This is a genomic window from Streptomyces sp. NPDC048370 (assembly GCF_043200825.1).
GTDB lineage: Bacteria > Actinomycetota > Actinomycetes > Streptomycetales > Streptomycetaceae > Streptomyces.
The window spans coordinates 442,133-461,397 of record NZ_JBICYI010000004.1; the positions used below are offsets into that span (position 1 = coordinate 442,133).

Sequence of the window (19,265 nt, forward strand, 5' to 3'; positions counted from 1 at the left end):
GGACATGACGCGACGGCCCGGCGAAGGGTTTCCCCTTACGCCGGGCCGTCGCCGGAGTGTTACGCGCTACTTGACGACCGTCAGCGGCAGCAGCTTCTTGCCCGTGGGGCCGATCTGGATCTGGGTGTCCATCTGCGGGCACACGCCACAGTCGAAGCACGGGGTCCAGCGGCAGTCCTCGACCTCGGTCTCGTCGAGGGCGTCCTGCCAGTCCTCCCAGAGCCAGTCCTTGTCCAGGCCCGAGTCCAGGTGGTCCCAGGGCAGGACCTCCTCGTAGGTGCGCTCGCGGGTGGTGTACCAGTCGACGTCGACGCCCATCTCGGGGAGCGTCTTGTCCGCGCAGGCCATCCAGCGGTCGTACGAGAAGTGCTCGCGCCAGCCGTCGAAGCGGCCGCCGTCCTCGTACACCGCGCGGATGACCGCGCCGATCCGGCGGTCGCCGCGCGAGAGCAGGCCCTCGACGATGCCGGGCTTGCCGTCGTGGTAGCGGAAGCCGATCGAGCGGCCGTACTTCTTGTCGCCGCGGATCTTGTCCCGGAGCTTCTCCAGGCGCGCGTCCGTCTCCTCCGCCGAGAGCTGCGGGGCCCACTGGAACGGCGTGTGGGGCTTGGGGACGAAGCCGCCGATGGAGACCGTGCAGCGGATGTCGTTCTGGCCGGAGACCTCGCGGCCCTTGGCGATCACGTTGACCGCCATGTCACCGATCTGGAGGACGTCCTCGTCGGTCTCGGTGGGCAGGCCGCACATGAAGTACAGCTTCACCTGGCGCCAGCCGTTGCCGTACGCCGTCGAGACCGTACGGATCAGGTCCTCCTCCGAGACCATCTTGTTGATGACCTTGCGCATGCGCTCGGAGCCGCCCTCGGGGGCGAAGGTGAGACCGGAACGGCGGCCGTTGCGGGTCAGCTCGTTGGCCAGGTCGACGTTGAAGGCGTCGACGCGGGTCGACGGCAGCGACAGGCCGATCTTGTCGTCCGTGTAGCGGTCCGCGAGGCCCTTCGCGATGTCACCGATCTCGGTGTGGTCGGCGGAGGAGAGGGAGAGCAGGCCGACCTCCTCGAAGCCGGTCGCCTTGAGACCCTTCTCGACCATCTCGCCGATGCCGGTGATGCTTCGCTCCCGCACGGGGCGCGTGATCATGCCGGCCTGGCAGAAACGGCAGCCGCGGGTACAGCCGCGGAAGATCTCGACGGACATCCGCTCGTGGACCGTCTCGGCGAGCGGCACCAGCGGCTGCTTCGGGTACGGCCACTCGTCGAGGTCCATCACCGTGTGCTTCGAGACGCGCCACGGGACACCCGACCTGTTCGGGACGACGCGGGCGATACGGCCGTCCGGCAGGTACTCGACGTCGTAGAAGCCCGGGATGTAGACCGAGCCGGTCTTGGCGAGCCGGAGGAGGACCTCCTCGCGGCCGCCGGGGCGGCCCTCGGCCTTCCAGGCGCGGATGATCTCGGTCATGTCGAGGACGGCCTGCTCGCCGTCGCCGATGATCGCCGCGTCGATGAAGTCCGCGATCGGCTCGGGGTTGAACGCGGCGTGGCCGCCGGCGAGCACGATCGGGTGGTCGACGGTCCGGTCCTTGGACTCCAGCGGGATGCCCGCCAGATCGAGGGCCGTGAGCATGTTGGTGTAGCCGAGCTCGGTGGAGAAGCTCAGGCCGAAGACGTCGAAGGCGCCGACGGGCCGGTGGCTGTCGACGGTGAACTGCGGGACGTCGTGCTCGCGCATGAGCGCTTCGAGGTCCGGCCAGACGCTGTACGTCCGCTCGGCCAGGACGCCCTCGCGCTCGTTCAGTACCTCGTAGAGGATCATGACGCCCTGGTTGGGCAGACCGACCTCGTACGCGTCCGGGTACATCAGCGCCCAGCGGACGTCGGCGGACTCCCACGGCTTGACCGTGGAGTTCAGCTCTCCACCGACGTACTGAATCGGCTTCTGCACGTGCGGGAGCAGAGCTTCGAGCTGCGGGAAGACAGACTCGGCAGCAGACATCTCGAACCTTCGTGAGCTGGCAGGGGGCGACTCTCAAGCGTACCCGGTGCTCACGGGGTCAGTGCCGCCCGCAGTTCCGGGGCCGAGGCCTTGGCCCAGACCTCGGGAAACTCGCGTTCGCGGGCCGCGCCTGCCGCCTCTTCCTGGCCGTGGAGGAGTCCCCAGGTGAAGGCGGACTCGCCGGCCGCGTGGGCCTGGACGCCGAGGTCGCGCAGGGCCCCGCGGGCGACGACGCTGTCCTGGTGGTCGCCGAGGAGGGTCTGGACGGCCTTCACCCGTTTGGCGAAGCGCTTGGCGGGCTTGCCGAGGCTGGGCCGTGCAGCCTCGGCGGCGTAGCGGGCGCGCTTGGCGGCCTTGCGGGCCTCGTGCATGGCGAGGTCGCGGTCGTGTCCTGGGTGCAGGGCGAGGGCGTGGTCGACGCGGGTGGCGAGGCGGTCGTAGTCCTTGAGGACGGCGGCGGCGAGGACGGGCTCCGGGGCGTCGTGGGCGGCCTTGAGGAGCGGCGGGTCGGCGAGGAGCGCGTCGAGGGCGTCGAGCAACGCGAGGTGGCGGGCGGAGTCGAGGGCGGCGAGGGCCTTGCGGCGGGCGCCGCCGCTGTGGGCGTGGTGCCAGATCCGGAGGCGGGCGCGGACGGGGCCGAGGGCGAGGGTGCGGGGGATCTCGTCGAGCCGGGCGCGGAGGCGCTCGTGCAGGACCTCCTGGTCGCGGGCGAAGCCCAGTTCACCGGCCAGCCACTTGAGCTCGTCGCCGAGCGGGTCGGTGGCGGTGCGGTCGAGGACCTTGCGGTAGCTCTTGAAGGCGCTGCGGAGGCGGCGGCAGGCGACGCGCATCTGGTGCACGGAGTCGGGCAGGTCGCGCCGGACGGCGGGGTCGAGGGCGACGAGCGCCTCCACCTGTTCCCGTACGTACGCGAGGACCCGCCCGCCGGCGGTGTCGTCCCCGTCCCCGTCCCCCGGAGAGTCGTCGGGCACCTCCGGTGCCGGTGTCCCCGTCTCCGCCAGGGCCCTCGCGACCTTCGACGACGACGTCGACGCGGCGATGCCCGCCTTCTTCAGACGTTTCTCGACCGCGTCGAGGATCTCGGGGTCCGCGTCGTCGGCGAGTTCGACCTCGATCTCCGTCCAGGAGGTGTCCGGGCCCTTCGGGAGGCGTTCGGCGTGGACCGTGTCCACGGAGACCTCCGCAAGGAGCGCGCCCGCCTCGTCGACGAGGTGGCGGACGCTGCGTGAGGAGCGGAGGCGGACGACGGGGACGACGTCCTCGGCGCGGGTCCGGGAGCGGATCAGGCCCGCCAGGGGCTTCGGGAGGCTCTCCGAGAGCGGGGCCCTGATCTCGTCGCGGATCCCCGAGGCGACCGGGAACTTGAGGTGCCAACCCTCGTCGTCGCCGCCCGTGCGGCGGCGGAGGGTGAGGGAGTCGGCGGCAAGCCGCAGGTCCGGCGTGTCGTAGTAGACCGCGTCGAGCTCGGTGACGCCCCGGTCCGCGACCGAGGCGACCCCGGCCACGCGTGCCAGGTCGGGCAGCTTCGTCCGGGCCGTGGCTTCGTACTTCCGCTCGATCTCGCGCTTGGTCTCCGCCATGAATCGAATCTAGACGGGATGTGAACGGAAGGGGAGTCCGCGTCAGGCCTGTCTCGCACCCCCTTCAGGCCTGGCTCGGGCCTGTCTCAGGCCCGCTCAGGCCTGTCTCAGGCCCGCTTCAGGCCTGGCTCGGGCCCGCTCCCGGCCCGCCTCAGGCCGTTCCCGGCGCGCCTCAGGCCGTCATCGGCCGCTGCACCCTGATCGACTGGAGCAGTCCGATCGCCACCCACACCGCGAACATCGACGAGCCGCCGTACGAGACGAACGGCAGTGGCAGACCCGCCACCGGCATGATGCCGAGCGCCATGCCGATGTTCTCGAAGGACTGGAAGGCGAACCAGGCGATGATTCCGGCCGCGACGATCGTGCCGTAGAGCTCGGTGGTCTCCCGGGCGATCCGGCAGGCCCGCCAGAGGATCACGCCGAGCAGCACGATGATGAGCCCGCCGCCGAGGAAGCCGAGTTCCTCGCCGGCGACGCTGAAGATGAAGTCGGTCTGCTGCTCGGGGACGAACTGGCCGCTGGTCTGGTGGCCGTTGAAGAGCCCCGCACCGTACAGGCCTCCGGAGCCGATCGCGATCCGCGCCTGGTTGGTGTTGTAGCCGACGCCCGCCGGGTCGAGCTCGGGGTTGGCGAAGGCGGCGAAGCGGTTGATCTGGTACTCGTCGAGCAGGCCGAGCGCGGTGACCAGGACCGCGCCAACGACTCCGGTGCCGATGAGGCCGAGGACCCAGCGGTTGGAGGCTCCGGAGGCGAGCAGCACACCGAGCACGATCACCGCCATGACCATCACCGAGCCGAGGTCCGGCATCAGCATGACGATGGCCATCGGCAGCGCGGCCAGGAGCAGGGACTTGGCGACGGTCCGGTGGTCCGGGTGCACCTGGTCGCCCGCGTCGACCTTGGCCGCGAGCAGCATCGCCATGCCCAGGATGATCGTGATCTTCACGAACTCGCTGGGCTGGAGCGAGAAGCCGCCGCCGATCACGATCCACGCGTGCGCGCCGTTGATGGTCGCGCCGAGCGGGGTGAGGACGGCCAGGATCAGCAGGATCGAGATGCCGTAGAGGATCGGGACGGCGCCGCGCAGGGTGCGGTGGCCGAGCCAGATCGTGCCGATCATCAGGGCGAGGCCGATGCCGGTGTTCAGCGTGTGCCGGAAAAGGAAGGCGTACGGGTCTCCGGCGTTCAGCTCGGTACGGCCGCGGGTGGCGGACCAGACGAGCAGCGCGCCCATGAAGGACAGGGCGAGCGCGGAGAGCAGGATCGGCCAGTCGAGGCGGCGCACCACCGAGTCGCGGGCGGCCAGCTTCGCCAGCGTGCCGCGCTCGGGGGCGTACCGGGAGACGGAGAAGCCGTGAGGTGCGGTCATCGGTTCAGTCCCCAGTCCTGGCGTGCGGCGGCGGCCCCGCGAGCGGCTGTTGTCCCTCGCCCTGCTTCTCCGGGTCGACGAGCTGCGACTTCGGGTCGTACGCCTTGACGTCCGGCGCGTCGATGGAGCCGTCGGGCTGGACCTTCGGGAGCGTCGACTGCGGCTTGGGCAGCAGGGCGCGCTTGAGGTCCTGGTTGCCCGCGTCGTCGAGGCCGTAGAGCGCGTCGTAGATGTTGCGCACGGCGGGTCCCGAGGCGCCGGAGCCCGTACCGCCCTGGGAGATCGTCATGACGATCGTGAAGTCGTCGGTGTACGTCGCGAACCAGGAAGTGGTCTGCTTGCCGTAGACCTGGGCGGTGCCGGTCTTGGCCCGCATGGGGATCTTGTCCTGCGGCCAGCCGCCGAACCGCCAGGCGGCGGTGCCGCCGGGCTCGACGACGGAGCGCAGCCCCTTGTCGAGGTCCCGGATCGTCTGGGCGTTCACCGGCAGCTTGCCGTGGGACTCGGGCTTGATCTCCTGGACGCTCTTGCCGTCGGGGCTGATCACGGCCTTGCCGATGGTGGGGTTGAAGAGGGTGCCGCCGTTGCTGATGGCGGCGTAGGCGGTGGCCATCTGGATGGGGGTGACGAGGACGTCTCCCTGGCCGATCGCGTAGTTGATGCTGTCGTAGGCCTTCAGCTGGTTGCCTTCGAGGCAGCTCTCGTACGCGATCTGCTCGACGTACGTGCCGCCCTTCTTGCCCTGCTTGCACCAGGAGTCCTTGTTGGCCTCCCAGAACCTCTGCTTCCACTGGCGGTCGGGGATGCGGCCGGTGACCTCGTTCGGCAGGTCGACGCCGGTCTCGGAGCCGAGCCCGAAGTCCCGGGCGGTCTTGTAGAACCAGTCGTGGGTGTTCTTGTTCGGCTTGAGCCCGCCGTCGCGCTGCCACTCCTTGTGGCCGAGGGCGTAGAAGACGGTGTTGCAGGAGAACTTGAGCGCGTCGCCGAGGGTGATGGGGCCGTGCCCCTGGGACTCGAAGTTCGCGAAGCTGCGACTGCCCAGGCTGTAGGAGCTGCTGCAGTTGTACTTGTCGTTGAAGTCGTACCCGGCCCGCACGGCGGCGCTCGCCGAGACCACCTTGAAGATGGAGCCGGCCGGGGCCTGGCCCTGGATGGCGCGGTTGAGCAGCGGGTAGTTGGAGCCCTTGCTGGTGAGCTGCGCGTAGTCCTTGCCGGAGATGCCGCCGACCCAGGCGTTGGGGTCGTAGTCGGGCTGGGAGGCCATCGCGACGACACGGCCGGTCTTCGACTCCATGACGACGACGGCGCCCGCGTCGGCCTCGTACTTACGGCCGGTGATCTTGTCGGTCTCGCCGCGGACGACCTTCATCGCCTGGGCGAGCTCGTACTCGGCGACGGACTGGACCCGGGCGTCGATGCTGGTGACGAGGGTGGAGCCGGGCACGCCCGGCTCGGCCTCGGTCTGGCCCATGACCCGGCCGACCTTGTCGACCTCGTAGGAGGTGACGCCCGCCTTGCCGCGCAGCTCCTTGTCGTAGGTGCGTTCGAGGCCGGAGCGGCCGACCTGGTCGGAGCGGAGGTGCGGCGACTCGGTGTCCTTGGCCTTCTGGATCTCCTCGTCGGTGACCGGCGAGAGGTAGCCGAGCACCTGCGCGGTGCGGGCCTTGCCGGGTGCCGTGTAGCGGCGTACGGCGGTGAGTTCGGCGGTGATGCCGGGGAAGTCCTCGGTGCTCTCCCGGATCCGCAGCGCCTGCTGCGTGGTGGCCTCGTCGGTGATCGGGATCGGCTGGTAGGGGGAACCGTTCCAGCAGGGCTGCGGGGTCTTGGAGTCGCAGAGCCGGACCTTGTCCATGACGTCCTTGGGCTTCATGCCCAGGACGCCCGCGAGGCGGGTGAGGACGCCCTTGCCGTCGTCCTTCATCTTCATCAGGTCGGTGCGGGACGCGGAGACCACGAGCCGGGTCTCGTTGTCGGCGAGCGGGACGCCGCGGGCGTCGAGGATCGAGCCGCGCACGGCGGGCTGGACGACCCGCTGGACGTGGTTGCTCTTCGCCTCCTCGGTGTACTCCTTGCCGTTGCGGATCTGGAGGTACCAGAGGCGTCCGCCGAGGGTGAGGAGCAGGGAGAAGACGAGGATCTGGATGATGACGAGCCGGACCTGGACCCTGGGGGTCCGCCCGGTCTCCGGGATGTTGCTCATGCTGCCCTTGCCCCCTCGGTCACAGTCGCTTGACTCCCTTGATGCGTCCGGCGCGCGCCGCTCTCGTACGGGCGGCCTTGACGCGCAGGCCACCGCGCTGGCTGCCGATCTGCAGGCCGGTGCCGGAGCTGAGCCAGCCGGAGGCGACGTCGGTTCCGCCGGAGTTCTCGGCCGCCGCGAGCGGATCGTTCTCCGCGCGCCGGGCCAGCGCCATGATCAGGGGCACGGTGAAGGGCGCGAGGAGGAGGTCGTAGACGGCCGCGGTGAAGAGCAGGAAGCCGAGGCCGACATGGCGGGCGGCGGTGTCGCCGACGAGGGCGCCGACACCCGCGTACAGGAGCGTGGAGCCGATGGACGCGGCGACGACGACGGCCATCGGGCCGCTGGCCGACTTGAGTCGGCCGTTGTCGGGGCGGGCGAGTCCGGCGAGGTAGCCGATGACGCAGAGGACCAGGGCGTAGCGGCCCGCGGCGTGGTCGGCGGGCGGGGCGAGGTCGGCGAGGAGGCCGGCCCCGAAGCCGATGAGGGAGCCGCTGACGGGGCCGTACACGAGCGCGAGGCCGAGGACGGTCAGCAGGACGAGATCGGGTACGGCGCCGGGGAGCTGGAGGCGCGCGAGGACGGAGACCTGGATGACCAGGGCGACGACGACGAGCGTGCTGGAGAGCAGGATCCGGTTGAACTTCATGCCTCAGTCCCCCTGCTGCTCGTTCTCGGGCTTCTGCCCCTGCTGCGGCTGCTGTCCGGTCTGTGGCTGCTGCGGCTGCTGCCCCGGCTGCTGGCCCTCGCCCTGCGGCTGGCCCTGCGGCTCCGCCTGCTGCTGGCCCTGTCCCTGCTCCTGTCCCTGCTGCTCGCCGGCGGGTGGCGGCGGGGTGACCGTGACGGTGACGGTCGGGGCGGGCTTGGGCTTGGGCGGCAGGACCATGTCGCGGGGGTTGGTGCGCGGGGCCTGGACGACGACGCCGACGATGTCGAGCTTGGAGAAGCCGACGTACGGGCGGACGTAGATGTTGCGGGTGAGACCGCCGCCCAGCGGGTCGACGCGGACGACCTCGCCGACCGGGACCCCGGGCACGAAGGGCTTGTTCGCCTGCGAGCCGAAGGTGACGAGGCGGTCGCCCGCCTTCACCTTCGCCTTGCCGTTGAGGAGCTGGACGAGGAGCGGCCCGTTGCCCTGGCCGGTGGCGAAGCCGAGCTCGTCCGATTTCTCCATGCGGGTGCCGACGGTGAAGTCGGGGTCGCTGGCGAGGAGCACGGTCGCGGTGGACGGCCCGACCGTGGTGACGCGGCCGACCAGACCGGAGCCGTTCAGGACGGTCATGTCCCGCTCGATGCCGTCGTCGGCGCCGGCGTCGATGGTGACGGTCCAGGAGAAGCCCTGGGCCGCTCCTATGGCGATGACCTCGGCGCCCTTGATGCCGTACTGCCCGGCGCCGGCCGTCTTGAGCAGGGTGTCGAGCTCGCGGAGGCGGCTGCGGTTGCGGTCGTCGCTGCCGAGCTTGGCCTTGAGGGCGGCGTTCTCGCGCTCCAGGGCGGCGATGCGGTCGTGCCGCTCGCCGGAGTCGCGTACCGCCCCTATGGCGTTGCCGATGGGGTCGACGGCCGCCGCGACGCCGTTCTCGACCGGGCCGAAGACCGCGGCGGCTGCCTGCCGGGCGCCGTCGACCGGTGACTCCTCGCCGCCGCGGATGTCCACCGTGATCAGTGCGAACGCGATGGCGATCAGCAGCACCAGGAGCAGCCGGCTCTCTCGTGTGTCCCTCACGTGCGGCGGCCGTGCCTTTCCTCGGGGTTCGGTTGTTCTGTGCGGTTTGTGTCGTTATATCAACGATCGGCTGTACGGGGGGTCTTGCCACCCGTACAGCCGATCGCGAGCCGAAAGCTACCCACTTGTTATCGGCGGGGCTGGGCGTCCAGAACCTGCTGGAGGGCTTCGAACTCCTCCACGCACTTGCCCGAGCCGAGGGCCACCGAGTCCAGCGGATCCTCGGCGATGTGGATCGGCATCCCGGTCTCGCGGCGCAGCCGCTCGTCCAGGCCGCGCAGGAGGGCGCCACCACCCGTGAGAACGATGCCGCGGTCCATCACGTCACCGGAGAGCTCGGGCGGGCACTTGTCGAGCGTCGTCTTCACCGCGTCGACGATGGCGTTGACCGGCTCCTCGATGGCCTTGCGGACCTCGGCGGCCGAGATGACCACGGTCTTGGGCAGACCGGAGACGAGGTCACGGCCGCGGATCTCGGTGTGCTCGTCCTTGTCCATGTCGTAGGCCGAGCCGATGGTGATCTTGATCTGCTCGGCGGTGCGCTCACCGAGGAGGAGCGAGTACTCCTTCTTGATGTGCTGGATGATCGCGTTGTCGAGCTCGTCGCCGGCCACCCGGATGGACTGTGCCGTGACGATTCCGCCGAGCGAGATCACGGCGACCTCGGTCGTGCCGCCGCCGATGTCGACGACCATGTTGCCCGTGGCCTCGTGGACCGGCAGGCCCGAGCCGATGGCCGCGGCCATGGGCTCCTCGATGATGTGCACCTGACGGGCGCCGGCCTGGGTCGAGGCCTCGATGACGGCGCGGCGCTCCACTCCGGTGATGCCGGAGGGCACGCAGACGACGACCCGGGGGCGGGCCAGGTAGCGGCGCTTGTGGATCTTGAGGATGAAGTAGCGGAGCATCCGCTCGGTGATCTCGAAGTCGGCGATCACACCGTCCTTCAGGGGCCGGACGGCGACGATGTTGCCGGGCGTCCGGCCGATCATCTTCTTCGCCTCGGAGCCGACCGCCAGGATCCCGCCGGTGTTGGTGTTGATCGCGACGACGGACGGCTCGTTCAGAACGATGCCTCGACCCCTGACGTACACCAGCGTGTTGGCGGTCCCGAGGTCGACAGCCATGTCACGGCCGATGAACGACATTGAGTTCCCCTTGTTTCCCATGAGGATGCGTCGAGCCTTCCCAATCGGAGCGTTGACGGCTTCTCAGGTAGGCGAGGTGGTGGGTGTTCGGGTGCTACGGCGTGGAGTTTTCCATCGTAGTGCCGCCCACACGGATACCGCGCGGTGGTCCACCTCTGTACAGGTGACGACAGGACGGTGCGATGCGTTCCCGCTCGCACCGTTCATATGCCCGGGGGCGACCGAAATTCCTTCGGTCGCCCCAGGTTCGTTGCGGTGGATGGCTGACATCGGGTCAGAACGGGAGGTTCATGGATGGACCAGACGGACCAGTCGGACCATTCGGCCCGTCGGACCGGTCGGACCCGTCGGACCCGTCGGACCCGTCGGACCCGTCAGCCCCGGATCAGGCCAGGCCGGGGAAGAAGAGCTTCATCTCCCGGATGGCGGACTCCTCGGAGTCCGAGGCGTGGATCAGGTTCTCGCGGACGATGGTGCCGTAGTCGCCACGGATGGAACCGGGGGCGGCGGCGATCGGGTCGGTCGGTCCTGCGAGGGTCCGCAGACCCTCGATGACGCGCTCGCCCTCGACGACCAGGGCGACGACGGGGCCGGACTGCATGAAGCCCATCAGCGGCTCGTAGAAGGGCTTGCCCTTGTGCTCGCCGTAGTGCTGCTCCAGCGTCTCCTGGCTCAGCTCGCGCAGTTCGAGCGCGGAGATGGTCCAGCCGGCCTTGCGCTCGATGCGACCGATGATCTCGCCGATCAGGCCACGGCGGACGGCGTCGGGCTTGAGCAGGACGAGAGTGCGCTGGCTCACGGTGGGGACTCCTTCAATCCGGTGTGCGGGACTCAGAGGCTACAGGGCCGGATCCAGCGCCGATTACTCAGCGTCAAGCCCTCCCCCAGCACACCCCGGCGCCCCGCGGGGCGCCGGGGCCGAGCCGGGTCCCGCCCGGAGGCCGACCGTCCGGTTCTCGCCCGTCCCTGCCCTAGCTCGCCTCGGGCTCCGGGCCCGCCGCCTCAGCCTGGGCGGCCCAGCGGGCCTTCACCTCGTCGATCTTCGCGCCGTAGTGGCACGAGGCCCACCACAGGGCTGCGAAGGCCGCGCCGAGGAAGAACATCACCGGGACGAAGAAACCGCTCGCGATCAGGGCGATCTGCAGCGCCCAGCCGAGCTGGACCCCGCCCGGACGGGTGATCATCCCGCAGAGCAGCACCGACAGCAGCATCGCGACGCCGCAGACCCACCAGACGGTGGACATCGACAGACTGTCGTCCTTCATCGCGACGAGCCCGGCGAAGCCGATCACGAAGAACTCGCCGATCAGCGTCGAGGCACAGAGCGTACGCATCGGATTCAGCGCCTTCCCAGCAGCAGCCGGGCGTCCCCGACCGTGAAGATCGAACCGGTCACGAGCACACCCGCCCCACTGAACTCGCCCTCTTCCTCCGCAAGGGTGATGGCGGCCTCGATGGCGTCGTCCAGACGCGGCTCGACGACCACCCGGTCCTCGCCGAAGACCTCCACGGCGATCGCCGCGAGCGCGTCGACGTCCGTGGCGCGCGGGTTGGAGTTCGCCGTGACGACGACCTCGGCAAAGATCGGCTCGAAGGCTTCGAGCAGCCCCTTGGCGTCCTTGTCGGCGCTGGTGGAGACCACGCCGATGAGCCGGGAGAAGCCGAACGACTCGCTGATGCCGTCGGCCGTGGCCCGCGCGCCGTGCGGGTTGTGCGCCGCGTCCAGGATGACCGTCGGGGACTTGCGGACGACCTCCAGGCGGCCCGGGGAGGCCACCGAGGCGAAGGCGCGCCGGATGGTGTCGACGTCCAGGGTGCGGGCGTGCTCCGCGCCGATCCCGAAGAACGCCTCGACCGCCGCGAGGGCGACCGCCGCGTTGTGCGCCTGGTGCGCGCCGTGCAGCGGCAGGAAGACCTCTTCGTACTCGCCGCCGAGCCCGCGCAGGGTGAGCAGCTGGCCGCCGACCGCGACCTCGCGGGCGACGATGCCGAACTCCATGCCCTCGCGGGCCACCGTCGCGTCGACCTCGACGGCCTTCTTCAGCATGACCTGGGCCGCGTCCACCGGCTGCTGGGCGAGGATGACCGTCGCGCCCTGCTTGATGACCCCGGCCTTCTCGACCGCGATCTCGCCGGGCGTCCCGCCGAGCCGGTCGGTGTGGTCCAGGTCGATCGGGGTGACGACGGCGACCTGGGCGTCGATCACGTTCGTCGCGTCCCAGGTGCCGCCCATGCCGACCTCGACGACCGCCACGTCCACCGGCGCGTCGGCGAAGGCCGCGTACGCCATACCCGTGACGACCTCGAAGAAGGAGAGCCGGTACTCCTCGCGGGCGTCGACCAGCTCGACGTACGGCTTGATGTCCTCGTACGTCTCGATGAACCGCTCGGCGGAGATCGGGGCGCCGTCCAGGCTGATCCGCTCGGTGATCGACTGCACGTGCGGCGAGGTGTACCGCCCGGTGCGCAGCTCGAACGCGGCGAGCAGCGCCTCGATCATCCGGGCCGTGGACGTCTTGCCGTTCGTCCCGGTGATGTGGATGGAGGGGTACGCGCGCTGGGGCTCGCCGAGGACGTCCATGAGCGCCGCGATGCGCGTCACCGAGGGCTCGAGCTTGGTCTCGCCCCAGCGGGTCGACAGCTCGGTCTCGACCTCGCGGAGCGCCTTGTCCACCTCCGGGTCGGCGGGCCGGGCGGGCACGGGGTCACCCTGGGGCGGGCCGGACTGCGCGCGCAGCGTACGGCTGCCGGCCTCGATCACCGCCAGGTCGGGGTCTCTGTCGGTCTCGGAGGCGACGATGTCGTCGAACGGGTCGGACTCGCCGGACTGGTCGCGGGGCTCACTCACGGGCCCAGTCTACGGAGGGGTACCGACAGGACCATGGACCCACCCCTTTCGGGACTTTCGGCCCACCGTCCGCCGACCGGGCCCGGCAAACTTGGCGATCATGGACATAGGTATCGACCTCGGCACCGCGAACACCCTCCTCTACGCCCGCGGCCAGGGCATCGTGCTCAACGAACCGTCGGTGGTGGCGGTCCAGGAGGGATCGAGGTCGGCCCTCGCGGTCGGCACGGAGGCGAAGGAGACGATCGGCAGGACTCCCGGTTCGATCACGGCGATCCGCCCCCTGAGGGACGGGGTGATCAGCGACTACGAGGCAGCCGAGGAGATGATCCGGCACTTCGTCCGCAAGGCCGTGAAGGGCCGCAGGCCGCGCACCCGGATGGTGGTGTGCGTGCCGAGCGGGGTGACGCCGGTGGAGCGCCGGGCGATCGTGCACGCCTCGCGCTCGGCGGGCGCCCGCGCGGTCCATCTCATCGAGGAGCCGATGGCGGCGGCGATCGGGGCGGGGCTGCCGGTCTCGGACCCGCGCGGCTCGATGGTCGTCGACATCGGCGGCGGTACGACGGAGGTGGCGGTGATCTCGCTCGGCGGCATCGTCACGGCGCGGTCGCTGCGGGTGGGCGGCGACCGGCTGGACGCGGCGATCACCGACTTCGTCCGCAAGGAGCACTCGCTGCTGATCGGCGAGCGCACGGCGGAGGACGTCAAGGTGGCGATCGGCTCGGCCTGGCCGGTGCCGGGCGCGGAGGAGCGGGAGGGGGCGACGTTCACGGTGCGGGGCCGGGAGCGGGTCGGCGGGCTGCCGAAGACGCTGGAGCTGACGGTTCCGGAGGTACGTGCGGCCCTGGACGAGCCGGTGGAGGCGATCATCGCTGCGGTCCGGACGACGCTGGAGGAGTGCCCTCCGGAACTCTCGGGCGACGTCATGGAGCACGGCATCGTCCTCACGGGCGGCGGCGCGCTGCTGCCGGGCCTGGACCTGCGGATGGCCTCGGCGACGGGCATCCCGGTCTTCGTCGCGGACGACCCCCTGGACTGCGTGGCCCTGGGCTCGGGCCGCTGCGTGGAGGACTTCGACAACCTGCAGCGGGTGCTGGGGCGGGCGGAGAGCGGGCGCTGACGGCTGGGGGGCGAGGGGCCTACGTGCGCGCCAGGGGCCACGCGCGCGTGAGGGCCAGGGGGCCTCCATGCGCGCCAGGGGGACTACGCGCGCGTGAAGCCCGTCGGGAGCAGCGCCGTCACCGCGTACGTCGTGCCGTCCTGGCCGGCCGTGAGACTGCCGCCCATGCTGGTGACGCGCTCCCGCATGGAGAACAGGCCCGTGCCCGTCGAGACCGGGACGCGGTCCGGCGGGGTCTCAGGGAGCGGGTTGCGGACGTCGACGCGCAGGTCGCGGCCCGTCACCGAGATCGTCACCGTCACCGGGAGCCCCGGCGCGTGCTTGGCCGCGTTCGTCAGGCACTCCTGGACGACCCGGTGGACGGCCGCCTGCCGCAGCGGGGAGAGCGCCTTGGCCTCGTCGGCGACCGTGAGGTCGACCGGGCTCCCCATCCGCTCGCTCTCCTCCGCGAGCACGGCGAGCCCTTCGAGACCGGGCGTCGCCGCGCCCCCGTCGGCCCGCCGCACGATCGTCTCGTTCAGCATGTGGTGGGCCCGCCGCGCGGTGTCCGCGAGCTCCTCGAAGTCCTTCTGGTACGCCGCGCCCCGGGCCCGTACGGAGAGCACCTCGGCCCGTACGGCGAGCACGGTCAGCTCACGCCCCACCAGGTCGTGGACGTCCCGCCCGACCGAGATCCGCTCCTCCTGGACGGCCTGCCGCGCCGCCGCCTCCGCCCGCTGGGACTCCAGGGCCCGCACCAGGTCCTGGCGGTACGCGGCGATGCCGACACCGGCCGCGAGCACGCCGATGGGCACGACGAGGCTGAGGAACTCGCTGACCGTCTCGCCGTGCCGGGCCGGCCAGCCGGGTGTGAGGAAGAGGGCGTACGCCACGCCCACGTAGAGCACCGTCGCGACGACCGCGACCCTGCGCCCCCGGAACCGGCCCAGCGAGTAGAGGGCGAACTGAATCATCGTCAGCTCGTGCAGCCAGCCCATCAGGGCGAGCGCCACCAGGAACGGCGCCCAGGGCAGCCGTCGCCGCAGGACGAGCGTCGCGGCCCCGGCGGCCAGGACGAGGGAGGCGGTGGCGCCGGTCAGGGAGTTGTCCGCGCGGGCCAGGCCCGGCACGTCGAGGGACATCAGCGCGAAGGCGCTCACCGCCGTGACGACGTCCAGGGCGCGGGGCGAACCCGCCCACCGGTCCACGCGGGCGCGCAGCGCGGGGAAGGCGGGCAGTCGGGACATGCCTTCCATCATCCAAGGTCCTTCGACCCATCACCCTGGACTTTAGTCACTTCTCGTGTGAGATCGGGCACTCCAGTCAATCTACTGTTTGACTACTGAATGCGCACGAAGCATCCCAGGACGAGCTGGGCGTCGGCTCCAAACGCAGGGGGCCCGGAACCGAACGGTTCCGGGCCCCCCGCGTCACTCACTACGCCTGCGGCAGCCGCTCCAGCTGTGCCTGGATGCGGGCGATGTCCTCGTCCGCCTTGGCGAGCCGCGTACGGATCTTGTCGACCACGTTGTCCGGGGCCTTGGCCAGGAACGCCTCGTTGCCGAGCTTCCCGTTCGCCTGCGCCTTCTCCTTCTCGGCGGCGGCCAGGTCCTTCGCGAGCCGTTTCCGCTCGGCCGCCACGTCGATCGTGCCGGACAGGTCCAGCGCGACCGTGGCACCGGCGACCGGCAGGGAGGCGGTGGCGGCGAACTCCTCGCCCTCCGGCTGGAGACGCAGCAGCTGACGGATGGCCGCCTCGTGCGGGGCGAGCGCGGTACCGGCCAGGTCGAGACGGGCCGGAACCTTCTGGCCGGGCTGCAGACCCTGGTCCGAGCGGAAGCGGCGGACCTCGGTGACGACCTGCTGGACCAGCTCGATCTCCTTCTCCGCGGCGTCGTCGCGGAAGCCGGAGTCGGTGGGCCAGTCGGCGATGACGACGGACTCCTTGCCGGTGAGCGTGGTCCAGAGCGTCTCGGTGACGAACGGGACGACCGGGTGGAGCAGCCGCAGCATCACGTCCAGGACCTCGCCGAGGACCCGGCCGGAGACCTTGGCACCCTCGCCGCCCGCGAAGAACGTCGTCTTCGACAGCTCGACGTACCAGTCGAAGACCTCGTCCCACGCGAAGTGGTAGAGCGCGTCGGCGAGCTTCGCGAACTGGTAGTCGTCGTAGTACGCGTCGACCTCGGCGACCGTCTTGTTGAGACGGGAGAGGATCCAGCGGTCCGTCGCGGACATCTCCGACGGGTCCGGCAGCGGGCCCTCGACCGTCGCGCCGTTCATCAGCGCGAAGCGGGTGGCGTTCCAGATCTTGTTGGCGAAGTTACGGGAGGCCTTGACCCAGTCCTCGCCGATCGGGACGTCGACGCCCGGGTTGGCGCCGTTGGCCAGGGTGAAGCGGACGGCGTCGGAGCCGTACTCGTCCATCCAGTCCAGCGGGTTGACGGCGTTGCCAAAGGACTTCGACATCTTCTTGCCGAACTGGTCGCGGACCATGCCGTGCAGGGCGATGGTGTGGAACGGCGGGGTGCCGTCCATCGCGTACAGACCGAACATCATCATCCGGGCGACCCAGAAGAAGAGGATGTCGTAGCCGGTGACCAGGACGGAGTTCGGATAGAACTTCTTCAGGCTCTCGGTCTGCTCGGGCCAGCCGAGCGTGGAGAACGGCCACAGGCCGGAGGAGAACCAGGTGTCGAGGACGTCGGTGTCCTGGTGCCAGCCCTCGCCGGACGGCGGCTCCTCGTCGGGGCCGACGCAGACGATCTCACCCTCAGGGCCGTACCAGACCGGGATGCGGTGGCCCCACCAGAGCTGGCGCGAGATGCACCAGTCGTGCAGGTTGTCGACCCAGTCGAAGTACCGCTTCTCCATCTCCTGCGGGTGGATCTTGACCTTGCCGTCGCGGACCGCGTCGCCGGCGGCCTTCGCGAGCGGGCCGACCTTGACCCACCACTGCATCGACAGGCGCGGCTCGATGGTGGTCTTGCAGCGCGAGCAGTGGCCGACGGAGTGGACGTACGGACGCTTCTCGGCGACGATCCGGCCCTCGGCGCGCAGCGCGGCGACGATGGCGGAGCGGGCCTCCAGGCGGTCAAGGCCCTGGAAGGGGCCGTGGGCGGTGATGACCGCGCGCTCGTCCATGACGGCGAGGTTCGGCAGGCCGTGGCGCTGGCCGATCTCGAAGTCGTTCGGGTCGTGGGCGGGCGTCACCTTGACGGCGCCGGTACCGAACTCGGGGTCGACGTGCTCGTCGGCGACGACCGGGATCCGACGGCCGGTCAGCGGCAGCTCGATCTCGGTGCCGACGAGGTGCTTGTACCGCTCGTCGTCCGGGTGGACGGCGACGGCGGTGTCACCGAGCATCGTCTCGGCGCGGGTGGTGGCGACGACGATGGACGCGTCACCCTCGCCGTACCGGATGGAGACGAGCTCGCCGTCGTCGTCCTGGTACTCGACCTCGATGTCCGAGATCGCCGTCAGACAGCGCGGGCACCAGTTGATGATGCGCTCGGCGCGGTAGATCAGCTCGTCGTCGTAGAGCTTCTTGAAGATGGTCTGGACGGACTGGGAGAGACCCTCGTCCATGGTGAACCGCTCACGGGACCACGCGACGCCGTCGCCGAGCCGCCTCATCTGCCCGGAGATCTGACCGCCGGACTCGCCCTTCCACTGCCAGACGCGCTCGACGAACGCCTCGCGCCCCAGGTCGTGGCGGGACTTGCCCTCCTTGGCGAGCTCACGCTCGACGACGTTCTGGGTGGCGATGCCCGCGTGGTCCATGCCCGGTTGCCACAGCGTTTCGTACCCCTGCATCCGCTTGCGGCGGGTGAGGGCGTCGATCAGCGTGTGCTCGAAGGCGTGGCCCAGGTGCAGCGACCCGGTGACGTTCGGCGGCGGGATGACGATCGTGTACGGCGGCTTCTCGCTGTTCGCGTCGGCCTCGAAGTAACCCCGCTCTACCCAGCGCTCGTACAGCTTCCCCTCTACTTCGGCCGGCGCGTACTGGGTCGGCAGTTCGGGGTTGGCTGCTGGCTGCTGCTGAGTGTTCTCGGTCACGGGGTCAGTTTAGGGGTGCGACGGGGTTGACCTGAAACTCGATTGTTCCGTAACGGTGTGCCCCCCGCCGCCCATGCGGGGCACGGTGTCCGACAGGATGTTCGCTACGCATAAACATCCTGTGAGGGGAACCTGTCCATGAGCTACAACCAGCCGGGCCCGTACGGCGGTCAGCCTCAGCAGCCCGGACCGTACGGTCAGCCGGGCCAGCCCGGCCCGTACGGCCAGCAGCCGCAAGCGCCGCAGCCCGGTTACGGCTACCCGCAGCAGGCACCCCAGGGCGTGCCGCCGCAGCAGCAGCCGTACGGCTACCCGCAGCAGCAGCCCCAGTACGGCCAGCAGCCCCCGTACGGCGCCCCGCAGGGCCCCGGCGGCTACCCGCCGCCCCCGCCGGCCCCGAAGAAGTCCAAGACCGGCCTGATCGTCGGCGCCTCGATCGTGGCGCTCGCCCTGATCGCGGGCGGCGCCTGGTACTTCACGGCGGGTGGCGGCGGCTCCTCGGTCGCGAACGACGGCCCGCACAAGCTGATCACTCCGGAGACCGTGCTCACCGAGTACAAGAAGTCCAAGGAGGAAAGCGGAGGCGGCTCGGACAACGACGACTTCCTGAAGGACGCCGAGAAGAACGGCGTGAAGAACGCGAAGCAGGTCGAAGCCGGCTACGAGGTGAAGGACACGACGAACCCGCTGGGCGGGAAGCTGATCCAGTTCGGCGGTGTCTACGGCGAGATCGCCGACCCCGAGGCGGTCGTGGACGGAGTCTTCGCCACCATCAACGCGGAGTCCAAGAAGGACAAGGACGCCGAGGCCGAACTGATCGGCGAGCCCAAGCCGTACACGCCTGCCGAGTTCGACGGCGCCGTCCTGAAGTGCCAGCAGATCAAGAGCAAGCCGAAGGCCGGCGCCGACGCGGGCGCGGGCCCGACGGAGTTCACCATGTCGGTGTGCGTGTGGGGCGACCACAGCACGCTCGGTTTCGTGATCCCGATGGACATGGCCTCACTGCTGAGCGGCAAGGGCACCGCGCCCGAGGACGCCGCCGCCACCACCGCCAAGTTCCGCAAGGAAGTCCGCGTCAAGCTGTGACCGTCTGAACGGACAAGAGGGGGGGGGGGGGGGGGGGGGGGGGGGGGGGGGGGGCGGGGGGGGGGCGGCGCGCGGGGGGGGGGGGGCGCGGGGGGGGCGCCCGGCCGGGGGGG

General features: G+C 70.4%; 14 protein-coding genes. 2 read left to right on the forward strand and 12 right to left on the reverse strand.

What is annotated here, in order from left to right; all coding sequences use genetic code 11:
• Nucleotides 1-66 precede the first annotated feature (66 nt).
• From ACGFYP_RS12830 to ACGFYP_RS12875, 10 genes are all read right to left on the reverse strand, one after another.
• Nucleotides 67-1,995, reverse strand: coding sequence for a TIGR03960 family B12-binding radical SAM protein (locus tag ACGFYP_RS12830; RefSeq protein ID WP_393490739.1), 1,929 nt, complete (start codon nucleotides 1,993-1,995; stop codon nucleotides 67-69).
• Between the two features lie 50 nt (nucleotides 1,996-2,045).
• A complete protein-coding gene (locus ACGFYP_RS12835; RefSeq protein WP_393490746.1) occupies nucleotides 2,046-3,575 on the reverse strand; it encodes a CHAD domain-containing protein in 1,530 nt (509 codons plus the stop codon).
• Nucleotides 3,576-3,747: 172 nt separating this feature from the next.
• A complete protein-coding gene (rodA, locus tag ACGFYP_RS12840; RefSeq protein ID WP_393490750.1) occupies nucleotides 3,748-4,947 on the reverse strand; it encodes a rod shape-determining protein RodA in 1,200 nt (399 codons plus the stop codon).
• Between the two features lie 4 nt (nucleotides 4,948-4,951).
• A complete protein-coding gene (gene mrdA, locus ACGFYP_RS12845; RefSeq protein ID WP_393490755.1) occupies nucleotides 4,952-7,147 on the reverse strand; it encodes a penicillin-binding protein 2 in 2,196 nt (731 codons plus the stop codon).
• Nucleotides 7,148-7,166: 19 nt separating this feature from the next.
• A complete protein-coding gene (gene mreD / locus ACGFYP_RS12850; protein ID WP_361969055.1) occupies nucleotides 7,167-7,835 on the reverse strand; it encodes a rod shape-determining protein MreD in 669 nt (222 codons plus the stop codon).
• Between the two features lie 3 nt (nucleotides 7,836-7,838).
• The gene (gene mreC / locus ACGFYP_RS12855; protein ID WP_393490761.1) at nucleotides 7,839-8,912 is read right to left on the reverse strand and encodes a rod shape-determining protein MreC; all 1,074 of its coding nucleotides are present in this window, start codon (nucleotides 8,910-8,912) and stop codon (nucleotides 7,839-7,841) included.
• A gap of 128 nt (nucleotides 8,913-9,040) precedes the next feature.
• The gene (locus ACGFYP_RS12860; protein ID WP_361969059.1) at nucleotides 9,041-10,060 is read right to left on the reverse strand and encodes a rod shape-determining protein; all 1,020 of its coding nucleotides are present in this window, start codon (nucleotides 10,058-10,060) and stop codon (nucleotides 9,041-9,043) included.
• A gap of 385 nt (nucleotides 10,061-10,445) precedes the next feature.
• Nucleotides 10,446-10,859 carry a nucleoside-diphosphate kinase gene (gene ndk, locus ACGFYP_RS12865; RefSeq protein WP_361969061.1) on the reverse strand — a complete coding sequence of 138 codons (414 nt, stop codon included), beginning with the start codon at nucleotides 10,857-10,859 and terminating at the stop codon, nucleotides 10,446-10,448.
• A gap of 172 nt (nucleotides 10,860-11,031) precedes the next feature.
• A complete protein-coding gene (locus ACGFYP_RS12870; RefSeq protein WP_393490772.1) occupies nucleotides 11,032-11,394 on the reverse strand; it encodes a DUF4233 domain-containing protein in 363 nt (120 codons plus the stop codon).
• Nucleotides 11,395-11,399: 5 nt separating this feature from the next.
• Nucleotides 11,400-12,908: a bifunctional folylpolyglutamate synthase/dihydrofolate synthase gene (locus tag ACGFYP_RS12875; protein ID WP_393490777.1), complete on the reverse strand. Its 1,509-nt coding sequence runs from the start codon at nucleotides 12,906-12,908 to the stop codon at nucleotides 11,400-11,402.
• A gap of 100 nt (nucleotides 12,909-13,008) precedes the next feature.
• Between ACGFYP_RS12875 and ACGFYP_RS12880 the strand changes: the two genes are divergently transcribed.
• The gene (locus tag ACGFYP_RS12880; protein ID WP_393490783.1) at nucleotides 13,009-14,028 is read left to right on the forward strand and encodes a rod shape-determining protein; all 1,020 of its coding nucleotides are present in this window, start codon (nucleotides 13,009-13,011) and stop codon (nucleotides 14,026-14,028) included.
• Nucleotides 14,029-14,111: 83 nt separating this feature from the next.
• Here ACGFYP_RS12880 and ACGFYP_RS12885 read toward each other — a convergent pair whose 3' ends face one another.
• Both ACGFYP_RS12885 and ACGFYP_RS12890 read right to left on the reverse strand, forming a co-directional pair.
• Nucleotides 14,112-15,254, reverse strand: a complete 1,143-nt coding sequence (locus ACGFYP_RS12885) for a sensor histidine kinase (protein ID WP_393490790.1) — start codon at nucleotides 15,252-15,254, stop codon at nucleotides 14,112-14,114.
• Between the two features lie 190 nt (nucleotides 15,255-15,444).
• Nucleotides 15,445-18,066, reverse strand: a complete 2,622-nt coding sequence (locus tag ACGFYP_RS12890) for a valine--tRNA ligase (RefSeq protein ID WP_393490796.1) — start codon at nucleotides 18,064-18,066, stop codon at nucleotides 15,445-15,447.
• Between the two features lie 138 nt (nucleotides 18,067-18,204).
• Here ACGFYP_RS12890 and ACGFYP_RS12895 point away from each other — a divergent pair, with 138 nt between their 5' ends.
• Nucleotides 18,205-19,152, forward strand: a complete 948-nt coding sequence (locus ACGFYP_RS12895; protein WP_393490801.1) for a hypothetical protein — start codon at nucleotides 18,205-18,207, stop codon at nucleotides 19,150-19,152.
• Nucleotides 19,153-19,265 lie beyond the last annotated feature (113 nt).